The 14569-nt window shown below is 71.1% G+C and carries 12 protein-coding genes; 5 read left to right on the plus strand and 7 right to left on the minus strand.

The window, feature by feature from the left end:
- The first annotated feature begins 25 nt into the window (after positions 1–25).
- The 3 genes from L6E10_RS21470 (at position 26) to L6E10_RS21480 (ending at position 8106) form a co-directional block, all read left to right on the plus strand.
- Entirely contained in the window at positions 26–6526 is a 6501-nt protein-coding gene (locus L6E10_RS21470; RefSeq protein ID WP_236221318.1) for a LysM peptidoglycan-binding domain-containing protein, read from the plus strand.
- A gap of 64 nt (positions 6527–6590) precedes the next feature.
- The gene (locus L6E10_RS21475; protein WP_236221319.1) at positions 6591–6956 is read left to right on the plus strand and encodes a hypothetical protein; all 366 of its coding nucleotides are present in this window, start codon (positions 6591–6593) and stop codon (positions 6954–6956) included.
- A gap of 28 nt (positions 6957–6984) precedes the next feature.
- Positions 6985–8106 (plus strand): hypothetical protein, encoded by a 1122-nt coding sequence (locus L6E10_RS21480; protein ID WP_236221320.1) that lies wholly within the window; start codon positions 6985–6987, stop codon positions 8104–8106.
- Positions 8107–8769: 663 nt separating this feature from the next.
- Here L6E10_RS21480 and L6E10_RS21485 read toward each other — a convergent pair.
- From L6E10_RS21485 to L6E10_RS21510, 6 genes are all read right to left on the minus strand, one after another.
- A complete protein-coding gene (locus L6E10_RS21485) occupies positions 8770–9081 on the minus strand; it encodes an NUDIX domain-containing protein (RefSeq protein ID WP_236221321.1) in 312 nt (103 codons plus the stop codon).
- An 84-nt stretch (positions 9082–9165) separates the two neighbouring features.
- Positions 9166–9801: a methyltransferase domain-containing protein gene (locus tag L6E10_RS21490; protein WP_236221322.1), complete on the minus strand. Its 636-nt coding sequence runs from the start codon at positions 9799–9801 to the stop codon at positions 9166–9168.
- An 89-nt stretch (positions 9802–9890) separates the two neighbouring features.
- Positions 9891–10331: a hypothetical protein gene (locus L6E10_RS21495; protein ID WP_236221323.1), complete on the minus strand. Its 441-nt coding sequence runs from the start codon at positions 10329–10331 to the stop codon at positions 9891–9893.
- Between the two features lie 291 nt (positions 10332–10622).
- The gene (locus tag L6E10_RS21500) at positions 10623–10859 is read right to left on the minus strand and encodes a hypothetical protein (protein ID WP_236221324.1); all 237 of its coding nucleotides are present in this window, start codon (positions 10857–10859) and stop codon (positions 10623–10625) included.
- Positions 10856–11074: a hypothetical protein gene (locus L6E10_RS21505; RefSeq protein WP_236221325.1), complete on the minus strand. Its 219-nt coding sequence runs from the start codon at positions 11072–11074 to the stop codon at positions 10856–10858. The genes L6E10_RS21500 and L6E10_RS21505 overlap by 4 nt, the downstream gene beginning before the upstream one ends.
- Entirely contained in the window at positions 11071–11421 is a 351-nt protein-coding gene (locus L6E10_RS21510) for a hypothetical protein (RefSeq protein WP_236221326.1), read from the minus strand. The genes L6E10_RS21505 and L6E10_RS21510 overlap by 4 nt, the downstream gene beginning before the upstream one ends.
- 178 nt (positions 11422–11599) lie before the next feature.
- On the opposite strand from L6E10_RS21510, the gene L6E10_RS21515 reads away from it, so the two are divergent.
- The gene (locus L6E10_RS21515; protein ID WP_236221327.1) at positions 11600–12976 is read left to right on the plus strand and encodes a helix-turn-helix transcriptional regulator; all 1377 of its coding nucleotides are present in this window, start codon (positions 11600–11602) and stop codon (positions 12974–12976) included.
- 14 nt (positions 12977–12990) lie between these two features.
- Entirely contained in the window at positions 12991–13353 is a 363-nt protein-coding gene (locus tag L6E10_RS21520; RefSeq protein ID WP_236221328.1) for a hypothetical protein, read from the plus strand.
- Between the two features lie 288 nt (positions 13354–13641).
- Here the strand turns inward: L6E10_RS21520 and L6E10_RS21525 are convergent, their stop codons facing one another.
- Positions 13642–14202, minus strand: coding sequence for an EF-hand domain-containing protein (locus tag L6E10_RS21525; protein ID WP_236221329.1), 561 nt, complete (start codon positions 14200–14202; stop codon positions 13642–13644).
- Between the last annotated feature and the right edge of the window lie 367 nt (positions 14203–14569).

Genomic DNA, 14569 nt, shown 5'->3' on the forward strand with positions numbered 1-14569 from the left:
CATCATCGGCGAGCTGTACGGGGCCGTGGACTTCGCCGTGATCAAGGCGTCGGTCGACGTCAAGATCAGGGCCTACGCGCAGATCACCTACATCGCCTACCACGACATCCCGGTCTCGGTGGTCGCCGCCGTGGACGCCAGGGCGTCGCTGGAACTCGACTTCGGCCTGTTCTCGATCACCTTGCACTTCTCCTTCTCCGTCACGGTGAAGGAGACCTTCGTGATCAAGAACAGCGGCACCGCGCCGTGGCAGGTGTCGTCCCCGCTGGCCGACGCCCACCGCCGGCGGCTGCGCGACGCGGGCCGTCGCGCGCTGCCCGCCGTCTCGGCGGTCACGGACCTGCACTGGGGCAACCTGGCCGCGGCGGTCGAACCGCAGGGCCTCACCTGCTACCTGGTGCCGTCGGTGACGGTGTCGGCCGACGAGGCGCGAACCGCCGCCGAGCAGGCCGTCTGCGCGGTCGTGCTGCTGGCGGTCGAGTCCGCGGACCCGGCGGTCCCGCGTGGCCCGGAGACCGAGGACAGCGGCTTCGACCTGCTGGCCCGGCAGGTGCTGCGATGGGTCGCGGCGGCGTCGCTGCCCGTCTCGGGCGCGCCCTACAGCGTCGCGGCGGTGGACGCGGCGGTGTTCTCCGACGACGACCTGGCCGCCGTGACGGCCGTGCTCGCCGACCGGGCCACCGCCACCCCGGTGCCGGTGGACGCGATCTGCGCGTTCCTGGCCGCCCAGTTCCGGCTGGACGTGAGCGTGCCGTCGGGTGCGGGGCGGGTCGACGCGGCGCCGTTGCCGATGCCGCCGCCGCTGGCGTTGCGGATGCCCGCGTACGGCGGCGCGCCCGCGCTGGACTACACGTTCGCCGACTTCAACGCCACGAGCGCGGACTACCTCGCGTCGCTGCGTGAGTACTTCGCCGACCTGTCGGTCCAGGTGGGTGCGGAGGTGGGGGCGGACCTCGGCGTCGGCGGGGACGGCGAGTCGGTGGGCAGCTTCGCCTTCGCCGACTACTTCCGCCTCATCGCGCAGCAGGCGTGCGAGGCGGCCCGGGACGCGCTGCGCTCCTACCGCTACCCGCTGCGCGCCGGTGAGAGCATCGGCGACGTCGTGGCGTGGGCGACCGGCGCCGGGGCCACCGACTTCACCGCGGCGGACCTGGTGGAGGGCAACCGGGACCACCCGTTCGCGGCCGGGCAGCCGATCCCCGTGCGGGGCGCGGTCGTCCAGGCCGGCGCGACCGACACGTTCACCACCCTGGCGCGGGCGACCGGTGACCTGGTGACCGCGCGCGGCCTGGCACTGGCCAACCACGACGAGCGGGACGTGCTGCGGCCCGCGGCCGTGCTGACCGGACCCGGCGGGCAGCCCTACGTCGTCGAACCCGACGACACGCTGGACAAGGTCGCCGCGCACTTCGGCGTCGACCTGCCCACCCTGCTGGACCGGGCGCCGGGCCTGCTGACGCAGGCGGGTCTGCTGGTGGCGCCCTCGGTGCTGCTGCTGCCCGACCTGGTCTACCCGACCGCCGCCGGTGACACCCCGGCGGGCGTGGCCGCGCGGTTCGGCCTGCCCGTCGCGGCGCTGGCCGGCCCCGCCCTCGACGCGGTCCGGTTCGACCCGGCGACCCCGCTGGACCTGCCGCACCTGGGCCGGTTGACGCTCGGCGCCCTGCTGGACGACATCGCCGCCACCAACGGCCTGTCCCGCATCGGCGGCATGGCGGGCCGGTACGCGCTGCACGGCCTGCGCCTGCCCACCCGGGGCGTCACGCCCGCCCCGGCGGAACCGGACCTGGGCCTGTACGCGCTCACCGGCCAGCAGGTTCGGCTGCCCGCGCTGGAGAAGGACAAGCCGTTGACGCTCTCGCTGGTGCGGCCGGCCGGGCTGACGTGGGTGGACTTCGGCGGCGGTGACCAGCTCACCGTGTCGATCGCGGACGGGGCACCCGACTCGCTGTGGCCCACCATCACGGCTTTGCAGGAGTTCCTCGCCTCCCCCGGCTACCGGTTCGCCCCACCGGGCACCACCGTCGGCGTCGAACCGTCCTACGCGGACCAGCCCACGACGTACCCGACGACGGGGGTGACACCGTGGCTGAGCGCGGGGCCCGTCGTGCTGCCCCACGGCGCACCGCCGGCCGGTACCAGGGAACCGCGGCTGTGGTCCCTGTCCGGCACGCTGACCGGCTTGGCCGACCCTCTGCGCTATGCCCCGCCCGTGGTGCGACCGGTCCTGGGCCGCTACGACGAGGCGCGCGGGACGCTCGTGGAGTCCCCGATCGACTGCTACGGCTGGGCCACCTCGGTGGGCTTCACGGTCAAGCGCCTGCCCGGCGTGCCGGCCTGCGAGCTGCTCACCGTCGGCGAGGCGGACATCGTGCTGCTGGAACGGGCGCTGGCCGCGTTGGACGGCAGCAGCGCGCCGGTGGCCGGGTTGACCGTGGTGTTCCCGGCCGACGCCGTCGCGGGCGCACCGGCCGGCCTGCGGTCCGGCGCCGCCGACACGGTGACCTTCGGCCTCCTGCAAGCCAACCTCACCACCACCACGGCGCCGCCGACGCTCGCCGACGCCGAGCGGGCCGGGAACCTCACCTCGCCGTACGACTTCCTGCGCCTGCTGTGGGAGGGCGGGATCACCCGCTCGGGCGGCTACTACCTGTACTACGAGGACGACGGGCACGGGCTGCCCGACTACCTGTTCAACGACAAGGGCGAGGCCGCGTTGAGCGTGCTCGTCGTGTGGAACACGCAGTCGGCCGACCGGTACGTCAACACGTTGGCCACCGTCGCGCCGTTCGACACGTCCTCGGCGACGGTGTACGCGCAGAGCGTCCCCGCGGTGGTCGACGTGTCCCTTGTGGACGGGGACAACCCGTCCCTGGACGCCTTGGCGCACCGCTACTACACGCGGGCGACGACGATCGCCGAAGCCAACCCGACGGCGCCGCTGGCCAGGGGAACGACCCTGCGGTCCGCCCGGGGCGACTACCTGGTGACCGCCGCCGATCCGGGCGGCGACCCGGCTCGCATCGCCGCGCACTTCGGCACCACGACCGCCGACCTCGAGCGCGCCAACCCGCAGATCACCTCGTGGGGGCCGCTGCCGGTGGGCACCGCCCTGCTGCTGCCCGCGCTGACGCTGGCCGTGGGCACCGGCGCGGTGGGCACCGACCTGGCCGCCATCGCGGGCCGCTACGGGACCACCGTCGCCGCCCTGGCCGCCGACAACGCCGCGGTGGCGCCGCTGTTCGCGGCCGGCCAGGCGCTGAGGGTGCCGACCGGTCCCACCAGCCGCGTGCCGACGACGGCGCCGGGCTGTCTCGGCCTGGCCGCGACGCGCACCCCTCCGGCGCCGCCGCCACCGCCCACGGCCCCGGGGTTCGCGCGGCTGTACCTGCAACGGCAGTTCAGCCTGCTGGGCTACCGGCTGACCGGCAACGCGTGGTTCGAGGCGACCGGCCTGGGCCTGCCCATCAGCCACGACACCCCGGTGCCCGGCGCCACGCTGGCCGACCGCGCCCGCACCCCGGCCGCCCCGCCGGAAGGCGAGCCGTGGCGGTTCCACCGCGTGGTTCCGGTCGCCGCCAACACCCCGCCGCCGGCGAACACGAGCCCTTACGCCGGGGTCGGCGGGCTCGCCCAGCCGGAGCTGTTCTGGGTGGACCCGTTCGGCAACCGCGTGGTCGGCGAACTGGGCGACCCGGCACCCGCCCGGCGCGCGCCGATGCCGGTGTCCTACACCGATCCGCTGGTGGGTCTGAGCCAGTGGCCCGGCGTGGCCGCCGCCTACCGCGTGCTGAACGCGGGGTCCGGTCCGACGCTGCGGTTCACCGCGTCCCTGGACGCCTCGGCGTACTCGCCGCCCGCCGCCGGCCCGGACGACGGCGCGTGGCGGGAGAAGGCCCGCCAGGCGGTGCCGGTCTACCAGCGGGTGGGCGACCAGCTCGCCGCCTCGCCGCCGCTGACCGTCGCGCTGGTCACCGCCCTGCTGCCCGAGGTGGACCTCGGGTTCGACGCCGACCGGCGGGCCGCGCTGGTGGCGTGGCTGGTCGGGGCGGACGGCGTGCTGCCGTTCCTGGTGGCGCGGGCGGCGGGTGACCGTTCGGCCGTGCCACCGGCACCGCTGGTGGTCGATTTCCAGTTCACCGCCGACCAGGTCGCTCCCGCGCAGGCGGTCGAGCTGTCGGTGGTGTTGCGCCTGGCCAGGCCGGCGGCGTTGGTCGACCCGCGGTTCGCCGGCACGTCCGTCGGCGCCGACGACACCGTGGTCGCGCCCGCTCAAGCCGGCGACGGCACGCACAGCCTGGTCGAGTTCGCGACCGCGTTCGAGGCGTGCCTGCCCGGCCGCAAGCTGGCTTCCGGCGTGGACCGCCAGGAGGTCGGCGACGGCGGCGGCACCACGCGGCTGTGGGTGCTGCGGGTCGGCGACGAGGCCTCCGGCGGGTTCGGTTTCGACGTCCCGGCCCACGTCGCGCCACTGGTGTACGCGGCCCGCCCGCTCTACACCAGCCTGCAATCCCGCGCGGACGTGCCGTACTACGAGTACCGGACGGCGACGGGCATCGACTTCGGCCGGCCGTCGGGGGTGCGCTCGTTCACCGGTGTGGACACCGACGTCTGGCTGCGCAGGCTGCTGGCCGCCGTCGACGCGGCGTTCGCACCCGACCTGCTGGTGGCCACCGCCCTGGTGACCCGGCTCGCGACCGCGCCGCTGGCGTGGGACGAGCGCCTGCGCGCCGTCAAGGAGTCGCTGGCGGGCGCCCTGTCCTGCCTGGTCGTGCCGGTGTTCCAGGACGAGGCTCCCGACGCCGACCAGCTCGCCGCCGCGCAGGAGGAGTTCCGCCAGCAGCTTCTGATCGCCCTGACCAACAACTACGCCATCACGGCGGTCATGCAGGTAATGGCCTCGGTCCACGCCGACCTCGGCGAGGCCGCCCACCCGCCACAGTTGTACGGGACGTTCCTGCCCGGGCCGGGCTCCGATCCGGACATGGCCGTGTCGGCGGCCAAGATCACCCTGGTCGACGGCGTCACGCCGCTGACGTTCACCGTCACCGCGCCGGGCACGGGCGCGAACGGCGCGGTCCGCAAGAACGCCAAGCTCGACGTGACCTTCCGCGGCGCGTCGGTCGAGCACCGGATCGGCCCGCTGCCGGGCATCACCGACTACCTCGCGTCGTCGTGGCTGGCGTTCGTCCTACCACCGTCCACAGTGGAGGACCCGTGGCCGTTGGACGGCGAGCTGCCCGACTGCGAGGTGCCGCTGCCGCTGCGGGCGTTCCCCGGCCCGCCGACGATGGTCGACCAGCGGGCGGGCAAGCCCCCGTCGGCGCGGTTCGCGTGGGCGGACGTGCTGCGCTGGGACTACCTCGTCACCTACGCCGAGCAGTTCCACTACCCGCAGGACGACCTGCACCTCACCGCCGCGTTCAACGTGTCCGTCAACGGTTCCGGCGCCCTTGCCGGCACCGCCGACCCGGTCCCCGACCTGGCGGAGTTCGCGCTGGTCTACCCGCAGGTGCGCACGGACCTGCTCGACCTGGTCGCCACCGTCACCGAGTCCTCCGACATCGAGCGGATCGACCGGGCGGCGGTCGTGCTGGAGGCGTTCGTGCGGCTGTGCGAACGCGCGGCGGCCTCGCTGACCGCGTTCACCGCCGGCGGGGCGGGTGCCGCGCCGGAGGCGTCCACGCGCGGCCAGCTGCCCTGGCAGACCGTGGTCACCGAGTCGGTGACCACGGACGCCACCGAGGCGCTGGTGGTGGCGGCCCGGGACGCCGTGCCGGCGGGCATCGACGACCCGCCCGTCATCGACGTGCCGGGCTACGACGCCGTGCCCCACACGCCCCCGCCCGGCTACCGGTACGCCTGGACCTACCGCAGTGCCGACGGCACCCCCCTGACCGCGGCGAAGGGGCAGGCCATCCCCGACCGGCTGGTGACGCTGGCGGGCCTGGACATCATGGCCGCGCAGAACGCCACGACGACCATGTGGACCGAGCGCAACCGCCACCTCGTGGCCGGCCGCACCACCGCGGACGCGTTCGTCTACCGCACCGCACCGGCGGCGTTCCCCACACCGCTGCGGCCGACCGTGACCGTCGCGGACCCGCTGGACATGGCGGCGATCGGCGGCACCGGCCCGGTGCCGCGGACCCTGCGGGGCCAGTGGGAGAACCTGCTGGCCACCCTGTTCGCCACCGCGCCGGAAGGACCACAGCTGGTCCAGGTGAGCGCCACCTACGCGATCGCGCTCAACCCGGCCCTGCCCGTCGCGGCCACACCCGCCGCGCCGGTGCTGTTCCTGCCGCCGCTGGCCTGCGACCCCGCGACGACCGACCTGCCCGCCGTCGTCTCGGCCGGCGTGCTCGCGTGGTTCGACGCCACCCACCCCACCCCCGGTGGGCCGCTGAGGTTCACCTTCACCGTGCTGACCAGCTCGCCCGGCCGCGACGTGCCGCCCAGCCCGCTGCTCGTGCTCGACCGGCTGGAGCTGGCCTGGCGCGACTGGACCGACCACCCGCAGCACTGACCCCCTCAAGCCCCGCTCCCGGACAACGCCGGGCGGCGGTGACCGCGAAGGAGATGTGAACGAGATGCTGGAGTCGACACTGCCCGGGTTCACCGAAGCCGAAGCCCTCGGCGAACGCGATGGCGAGTTCATCGCCGAACTGCGTGACCTGCTCGAACGGCACGGCAACATCGACCGCTTCGGCCTGTGCCTGCTGCACGACCACTTCCCCGTCCAGCGCGACGAACTGCTGATGGAGACCAACGACCCCGCGACGCGCACGCTGACCTCCACGCCGCAACCGATCGCCGCCCTCGACGAGTTCAAGGGCACGATGTGGCGGCTGCACCGGTCCGGGTCCGGCGACGTCTCGCCCACGCGGACCGTGCAGGTGCTGCGGGGCGTACCGTGCGAGATCCTCCAGGGCTGCAAGGAGGACAAGTGCAAGTAGGCACGGCCGAGTGAGCGGTGCCACGCCGGTGGCGGTCACCCGACTCGACGAGTTCGAGGAGTTCTACGGCCGCGAATGGCGGCCGGAGAACGTGGTGACCGTCCCCGGCGCGCGCCTGCTGCACGCCGACCGGGACGCCCTCACCCGCGACCTCGGCGACCTGGTCACCGCCGGCGACCTGACCGACCTGGGCTGGTTGACCCGGCAGGTCGGCGTGCTGTCCCGGACGCAGGCGGCCCAGGACCGGGCGCAGACCCGGCTGCGGGCGGTGGGCCCGGAACGGCGGGTGCACCGCCCGCCCCGCTACACGCGGGCGGCGCTGGTCCCGGTCGTCCTGCCGGCGGGCGCCACCGTGCTGTTCGACGTCAAGGGCTGCGGCGTGCGGCCCGGGTACCGGCCGGTCCCCGGCGGCGCACACGGGTTGCTGGGGCTGGGCGAGGCGGTGCACGAGGTCGTCCTGGCCCGGCTGGCCCGAACGGCCCTGCGCCGCGCCGGCCACCCGATGAGCCCGATCGGCCACTACGCGATCATCGACCTGGGCGTGGACGTCCTGGACCGGGCGGGCCGGCCCGGCGAGCCGGCGGTGCTGCTCGTACGGCAGGCCCGCACCCGGCCGGAGTTCCAGTGGGGTGATCGCGACCCCGGCACGCGCACCGCCGCGGAACTGCTGGACGCCGAGCTGACCCTGCGCCGGTACGGCGTCACCGCGAGTTCCTCCGGCGCGATCCGCTTCCTGCTGCGCCACCGGGCGGGCGGCCCGGAGGTCGTGCGTGACGGCGTGGTCCTGCCGCTCGGGCCGCGACGGCTCGCGCGGGTAGCGGCGGCAGTCGGCTTCGACGGCCGGGAAGTGCTGATCGACGGGGTGAACGTGCAGGTCACCACGGACCGCCGGATGGTCGACTTCGGCTGCTACCGGCTCGCCGACCGCTTCACGCACGCGTTGTTCGCCGCCGCCGACCGCGACTGCGAGACCCTGCGGGGCCTGTTCGTGGCCCCGCACCAGGCCCGCTACCCGCAGCCCGTGTCGAGCCTCGCCGGCGCGTTCGACCTGCCCGAGTGGGCGCGCCTGCGTGACCTGCTGGGTGGCCGTGCGGAGCCGGGGCGGCTGGACGCGCTGCTGACCGCGTTCCTCGACCGCCTGCCCGCGTGACGACCGCTCGGCAGTGGAGGCCCGAGATCGCCGCATCGGTGCTGGTGTTGCAGACGTCGCACGATCTGTCGGATCGGGAGCCGGCGCGGCGGTGTGCTGACCATCATGGCGAGTAGTGCACGCACGATCCGTCGAAGCGATCAGCTGGCCATGAGCGGCGTGCAAGCTTCTTTGGACTTCTGCCGATCGAGCCTGCCAATCTGGGTCAGGGCGGTCGTTCCGCCCCAGGGGACCGTCACAGGTGCTAATTGGTCACTACAGCTAGCGGACCGGGCGCGTCCGAGGTGTGCGGCGAGGGATCACAAACCTGGGGTGACATCCCTCCGGGTAGTTCCGAACTCAGCGGGGCCCCACCCGTCGATGGGGTAGCCGTTCACACGGTCCGAGTACCTGGAGGTCTGCGACCAGGTCGGCAGATCGCGGAGCGGTTCGGCGTCCGGTGGGCGATGGTGCTCGAAGAGGACAAGTCGCTGGAGCTTCTCGCTGAGGCGGCTGCGGCCGTGTAGCGGATCACCCAAGTGTGGTCTCCTGGCCTCGGCGGTGATGTTGAAGCGGTGTCAGTCGAGCAAGCTCAGCGGCGTGATGTCGAGTGCCCGCAAGGAACTTGTCGAGCAGACTGGGCAGTTGAGCGGAAGGCAGCTTCTCGGTCGGCTTGAGCGCCACCTACGGCACGGCGTCGGTGATGCGGCGGAGAAGGACGTGGTCCTGGCGGTGGTGGTCGCGTCCCTTGTAGTGGGAGCGCGATTCGCGAATCCACAGCTTCTGGCCCAGGGACGGAATGATGAGTCCGATCTCCTCCGCGACCTCGCGCACAGCAGCATCCTCTGGCTGCTCGTCCTGCTTGAGGCCTCCACCGGGTACCTCCCACCAATGATGGTGGCGGTCGTGCGGGTCACAGGCGTGGATGAGCAGCACGTGGTCGCGAGCGTCGAGCAGCAGCACCCAAGCGCCGATGCATGGGGCGGCAGTGGACATCCGGTAAATTCCTTGAAGTCGGCCGACTCTCGGCGACATGGCGGGGTCGCGTATGCCGAAGCAGCCGTTATGGCGATCTTGGGATCAGGTAGCGGATGCGTGCACGAGGACGGTGCCGGGCTCGCCGGCTTCGGGTGCGTCAATAACCTCGGCGGCGGCGCCGGCGAAGCCCGTGCCGGTGAGCAGGTCGGTCCATCGGGTGGGAGGAAGGTGCCACTGTCGGATGACCTGGCCGGGCTTGTATTCCTGGGGGCTGGCTGGGGGGTGCGAGAACGCGAAAACACCTTCATCGCTGATCCGTTTGCGCACCAGGGGAAAGAGGATTGTCGGGTCGGTGAACCAAACGGCGCCGAAGATCGAGTAGACGATGTCGAACGTCGTGGTTGTGGTGGCGAGGTACTCGACGGCGTCGGCGGTGGCGAATGTGATGTCGCCCAAGTGGCCCCACGTTTGTTGTGCTGTGTGGGCGCGACTGGGAGCGATGTCGATGCCGGTGCAGATAGCGCCCAGGGTCGCCAGGTGGGCGAGGTTGGCGCCAGCTCCGGAGCCGAGTTCCAGTACGCGCTTGCCCTTGAGGTTTCCGAGCACGGACTCGTCTGGCCCGTGATCGGGGTACTGGGTCCAATTCAGCCAGGTCGATGCTCCTGCGGCGTTCAACGCTCGACGCGGCGTGTACTTGGCGGCATACCGCTCCCATACCTCTGCCTGGGGGCTGTTCACCAACGGTCCTTCCTTGGAGAGTCCCTCGTCCGCCCTGGAGAGGGCACAGGACGAGGGACCGTATCAGCGGTCGCGCGGGTACACCGGTGCTACTTGGGACTGTCGTGGCAGCCGGCGTAGCACTGGTTGCAATCGGCGGCTTTGGCGTTCCACAGCTCGGTGTCGACCGGGAACCCGGCTGCGCGGATGGCGTGGATCGTGCTGTTCAGGACCAGCGGGCCTTCTTTGCCGTCCTCGGGCAGGTGCGGGATGTGGTGGATGTAGCGGCCCGCGTTCTCCTCGCAGAAAGTGAAGTAGTGGGGCGTGTCGAGGGTGAAGCTGTGGACGCCCTTGTCGACAGCCGGCGTGGGTCCCATCGGAAGGTCCGGATTCTCGCCCGCGACGACGAGGTAGGCGACGGTCTGGCCGAAGGTGCGCTCGGCCAGGTCGCGATCCATGTCGTGGTCGCGCATGATCAGCCGAACCTCGCGGTCCCACACCTCAGCCGACACACAAGTGCGCGGGTCGCGCAGGGTCGTTGCAGTGGTCATGATTACTTCTCCTCACGTGGTGCGATTTTCTCCGGCCGCGTGCGTGCGCGGCCGGTGCGCCCGCGGGACGCACCAGTCAGTGGGGCCACGACGGAATGCGTCGTGGCGGTGCGGCAGGTGTCGCAGATCAGCCAGCGACACGCTGCGTACGTGCTGGCGATGGGTTGGGCCTGCAGATCTCCCCACACAACGCCGGTAGCGCACGCTCATCTATGCGAGCCGTGAGCGAGGCGGCGCTGTCGATGGTGTGCCGGGATCGAGCGATCACGCCACGCAGGAGCTGCGAGGGCGTCATTGCGGCTGACCTGCCTGGCCCGACCATCTGTTGTGCTCTGCGAGCAGCTGCTCGCTGACGGCGGGCATGACGATGGTGTGAAATTCGTTGCCCGGCCAATCCCATTCAGTCCCGGCCTCGTTCCAGTGCAGCCGCACCGGGCGTCCTTCATCAACCGCGGCTTGGATCAACTCGTGCACTGTCACGCCCCACCGATCTCCGTCGCGGTAGACGTGCTGCGCCACCACCGTCACACGAACCAACTGCAGTCGATGACGCGTTGCCCCATCTTCACCAGGCACTTCTGGCAGAACCTGCCGTTCGAGCAGTGCTGTGCACGCTCGATCAGCAACACTTTGTCGCACTCGGTGTCCACAGCGCCGTCGTTGGCACCAGCCTCGGCCTGACTGCGCAGGATCGCGTGGGACTCGCCATCGTGCGGCGATACCCACCACACGAACTCGCTCACCACCACAGCTCCTGCCGCACCAGCATGGCGGTGGCGAGCGTGCGCGCCGAAAGTCCGCCGGACAGGCTCAAGACCCGGCCGGTCAGCTTTGATCGCGTCCGACGGAACAACGGGCTGCCAACGTGGTGCGCGATCGTCAGGAGGCTCGGCGAGCAAGACGGGCATGATCGGGTGTCCTTCGGGCTCGGCGCATGCAGCACAGCAGAGGAAGTCGAGTACAGCGTTGTGGACGCGATGCGGCGGCCGGGACCGTCGGAGAGGTCACCAACTGCGACATCGCCGCTCGGTCCGACGCGTAACCCGTAGCCGTCGCCAAGTACGGCAAAAGGGGTATGCATGCTGGTCATCGCCGCCTACTCGGTTATGTTGAGACTCGGATCACGTTGCTAGGTGCACACAACCGGTAACGGCGTGCGAGCACCACGACCGCAATGCGGCAGGATGGCGACACCAGGCGACATGCGAGCGCCTGACCAGCGGTGACTCGACCGAAGTAATCGGGCGGGCGGCACGGAAGGCGCAGGGATGACCGAAGAGCAGCACCCTCTCGCGCGTCGCCGCCGCGAACTCGATCTCACGCAGGAAGGCCTCGCCGAACAAACCGGCGTTGACCGCCGGACAGTTCAACGCTGGGAAGCCGGGGAGCGTGTGCCACAGCTGTTGACACGCAACATGCTCGCGAAAGTATTGCGACTGACCAGGAAACAGCTCGACGCTCTCTTCACTGGGACGCCCGGCGCTATACGTTCAGGCGGCAGGCAGGCAGACTGGGGGACGGCACCCGGCGCAGGCGCGGCGTTTCGGGAGCAGGATCCGAGCGGCCGCCTCGCACAACGAGGCGGCGAACAGAACCTCGATGACCCCGAGTTGGCTCTTGCTCACCGCCGCCAGCAGGACCCCGCGGAGATTGACGATATGCACCGTCGTGAAGCGCTACGCGCGTTCAGCATGGTCGGCACCATGTTGGCACTGTGGTCGGCCGACAGCGACACGTCCGTCGCCACCGACTTCGATGCCGAGGACTACACCAAGCTCAACAGTCACCTCTGGCAGGTCTACGCACTCGCCCCATCCAAAGCGCAGGTCCTGCCGGTCGTGCGCACCCAGCTCGGCGTGCTGAACACCGAGCTGCAGCGCAGCCGCAGCCTGACGGCCAAGCGGCGCATCTGCGCCGCCGCCGGTGACCTCTACCAGCTCAAAGGCGAAATCCACTTCGACGGCAACGACTACACCGCAGCCGCCGACAGCTACAGCCTCGCCGCCCACGCCAGCGAAACCGCCGGCGACTTCGACCTGTGGGCCTGCGCGATGACCCGGCACTCGTTCCTGTCGGTCTACGAGCGCCGGTTCGGCGAGGCCGCGCCCATGCTCGACCTCGCCGCCGAGCTCGCCCACCGCGGCGACCCCAGCCTCTCCACCCGGCACTGGGTCGCGGTCGTCCAAGCCGAAACCCACGCCGGGCTCGGCGACCTGGCCGCCTGTCAGCGCGCGCTCGACGCCGCCGAAGAAGTGCGCGCACTGACCGGGACGATCCACAACGGCGGATGGCTGCGGTTCGACGGCGCCAGGCTCGCCGAGGAACGCGGCACCTGCTACGCCACTCTCGGCCGCCACGACCTTGCCGAAGCCGCGCTCACCGACGCACTGCGCCAAAAGCTCACTCCCCGACGGCGCGCCAGCGTGCTCACCGATCTGGCCGTGATCGGCGCCCAACGGTGCGATCCCGACCGCGTCATCAGCTACGCCAACGCGGTCCTCGCCGAGGCCCGCAACACTGGCTCCGGCGTCATCCGCCGCAAACTCACCGGCCTCCACCGGCACCTGGTGCCGTTGCTCGCCGACAAGCAGGTGCAACGCCTCAGCGGTGAGATCAAGGCCCTGGCAAGTTTTTCGTCCCGATAGGACAGGAGCACGACGTGCAGGACGACCGCGGCCGCATCTTCCGCGAAGCTTGGATCGCCGGCATCGCCAAGCACTTCCCCGGCACCCCCAAGGACAGCTACATCACGCCCTGGGACCAGACCCCGGAGTGGGAGAAGGCCTGCGCAACCGCGGTCTACGACTACGTCGCCGACTTCATCGAAGCCGGTGATGACATGGCGAAGCTGAGCCGCGTGCAGAAAGGACAGTTCGTCGCGGTGTGCTGGCGCGAGCAGGTCCGCAAGCACGTCGCAGAGCCCAAACCCTCCCACATCCCCGCCTGGGACGACATGCCTGAGTGGTGGCGGCAGATCGACTGCGACATCTTCGAGACGATCGAACGGCACATCAACCGGTAGCAGCGAAGTTCATGTCCTTGAGATTGTCGACGGACTCGTCCCCTGGCTTTCTCCATGAGCTTTCGAGGGAGTCGACCGCTGGGCCGCCCCAACAGATCGCACCCCAACTCACGGCGGCTGCTACCGAACTTCATGCGGCGGGCGATGACAGTTGTGATGCCCTGATCACAGACCAGTGCTGGAGCCGCGGGACCACTCCTGCGCGGTCGACGTACTGCGGGCATTGTGCGACTCCGACACCCAACTCGCCCGGTACGTGCGCGAAGCCGGTCCGACAGGACGGGGTCCTCAGGCCAGGGCCCGGCCTGCCCACCAGTTCCCGGGCGAGTCGGGGTCGGTGCTCGTCCAGTAGTCGACGCACGCCCGGACGAACTCCTCCGCCGTCAGCAACCCGTCGCTGTCGAGGTCGAGGTGGTTGAACGCCTTCGCCGACTCCTCCTCGGTCAGGTTCGGGAAGTGCCCCAGCTGGAACTTCCGGAACTCGGCCGGGCTGACGTTGCCGTCCGCGTCGGTGTCGGCGATCGCCAGGAACGCCCTGGCGATCGCTCCCACGGTGGCGGAGGCGGCCTGCGGGTCGTCGGCGAGACTGCTGGTGGAGGCGAGGAACTGCTCGCGGTTGATGGCTTGGCCGCCGTCGGGGATGTGGGGTTCGTGCAGGTCGCGCCAGATGTCCACGTAAGCGTCGACGATGCGCTGTTCCTCTGCCGATCCGGAGGCGTGACCCAGGACTTCGGCGGCGCGGCGGCCCATCAGGACGTGGTCCTGCTCGGTCAACAGGCCGTCGCCGTCCACGTCCAGGTGGGCGAAGCCGTGGTTGATCTTGGCTTTGAGCAGGTCGGTGAGAGGCACTGCATCCTCCGGGCTGGTGTGGTGGGTACCTGGGCCTGCTCACAACATCGGAGGGTCGGGCACGGTCGGGTAGCTCCGATCGGGTCGGGGCACCACACTGCCGGGTGGTAGCGGAGGGTGAGCGGTCCCAGGGGATCGGTGGCCAGGACCGCCGATCCGACCCGGCAAGCCACCACGACCGCGAACGCCGGTGAGCCGGCGCAGTGTCCACAGAAGACGCCGCGCGCTCACGAACCTGCCGGAGCCGGTTGTCACCGCGGACAGCACTCTCCTTGCCGACGCGGGCGGGGCAGGTGTCGCGGTCATCGCGATCGTGCACACCACGACCCCGCCGACAGGCCGAACTCGCGCTGGACCAGCAACGGAT

Source organism: Lentzea sp. CC55, from assembly GCF_021056325.1.
GTDB classification, from domain to species: Bacteria; Actinomycetota; Actinomycetes; order Mycobacteriales; family Pseudonocardiaceae; genus Lentzea; species Lentzea jiangxiensis.

What these genes read in the sequence shown, in the direction of transcription:
- L6E10_RS21475 (WP_236221319.1), top strand. Translation starts at nt 6,591, where the DNA reads ATGCTGGAGTCGACACTGCCCGGGTTCACCGAAGCCGAAGCCCTCGGC.
- L6E10_RS21485 (WP_236221321.1), bottom strand. Translation starts at nt 9,081, where the DNA reads ATGTCCACTGCCGCCCCATGCATCGGCGCTTGGGTGCTGCTGCTCGAC.
- L6E10_RS21495 (WP_236221323.1), bottom strand. Translation starts at nt 10,331, where the DNA reads ATGACCACTGCAACGACCCTGCGCGACCCGCGCACTTGTGTGTCGGCT.
- L6E10_RS21510 (WP_236221326.1), bottom strand. Translation starts at nt 11,421, where the DNA reads ATGACCAGCATGCATACCCCTTTTGCCGTACTTGGCGACGGCTACGGG.
- L6E10_RS21515 (WP_236221327.1), top strand. Translation starts at nt 11,600, where the DNA reads ATGACCGAAGAGCAGCACCCTCTCGCGCGTCGCCGCCGCGAACTCGAT.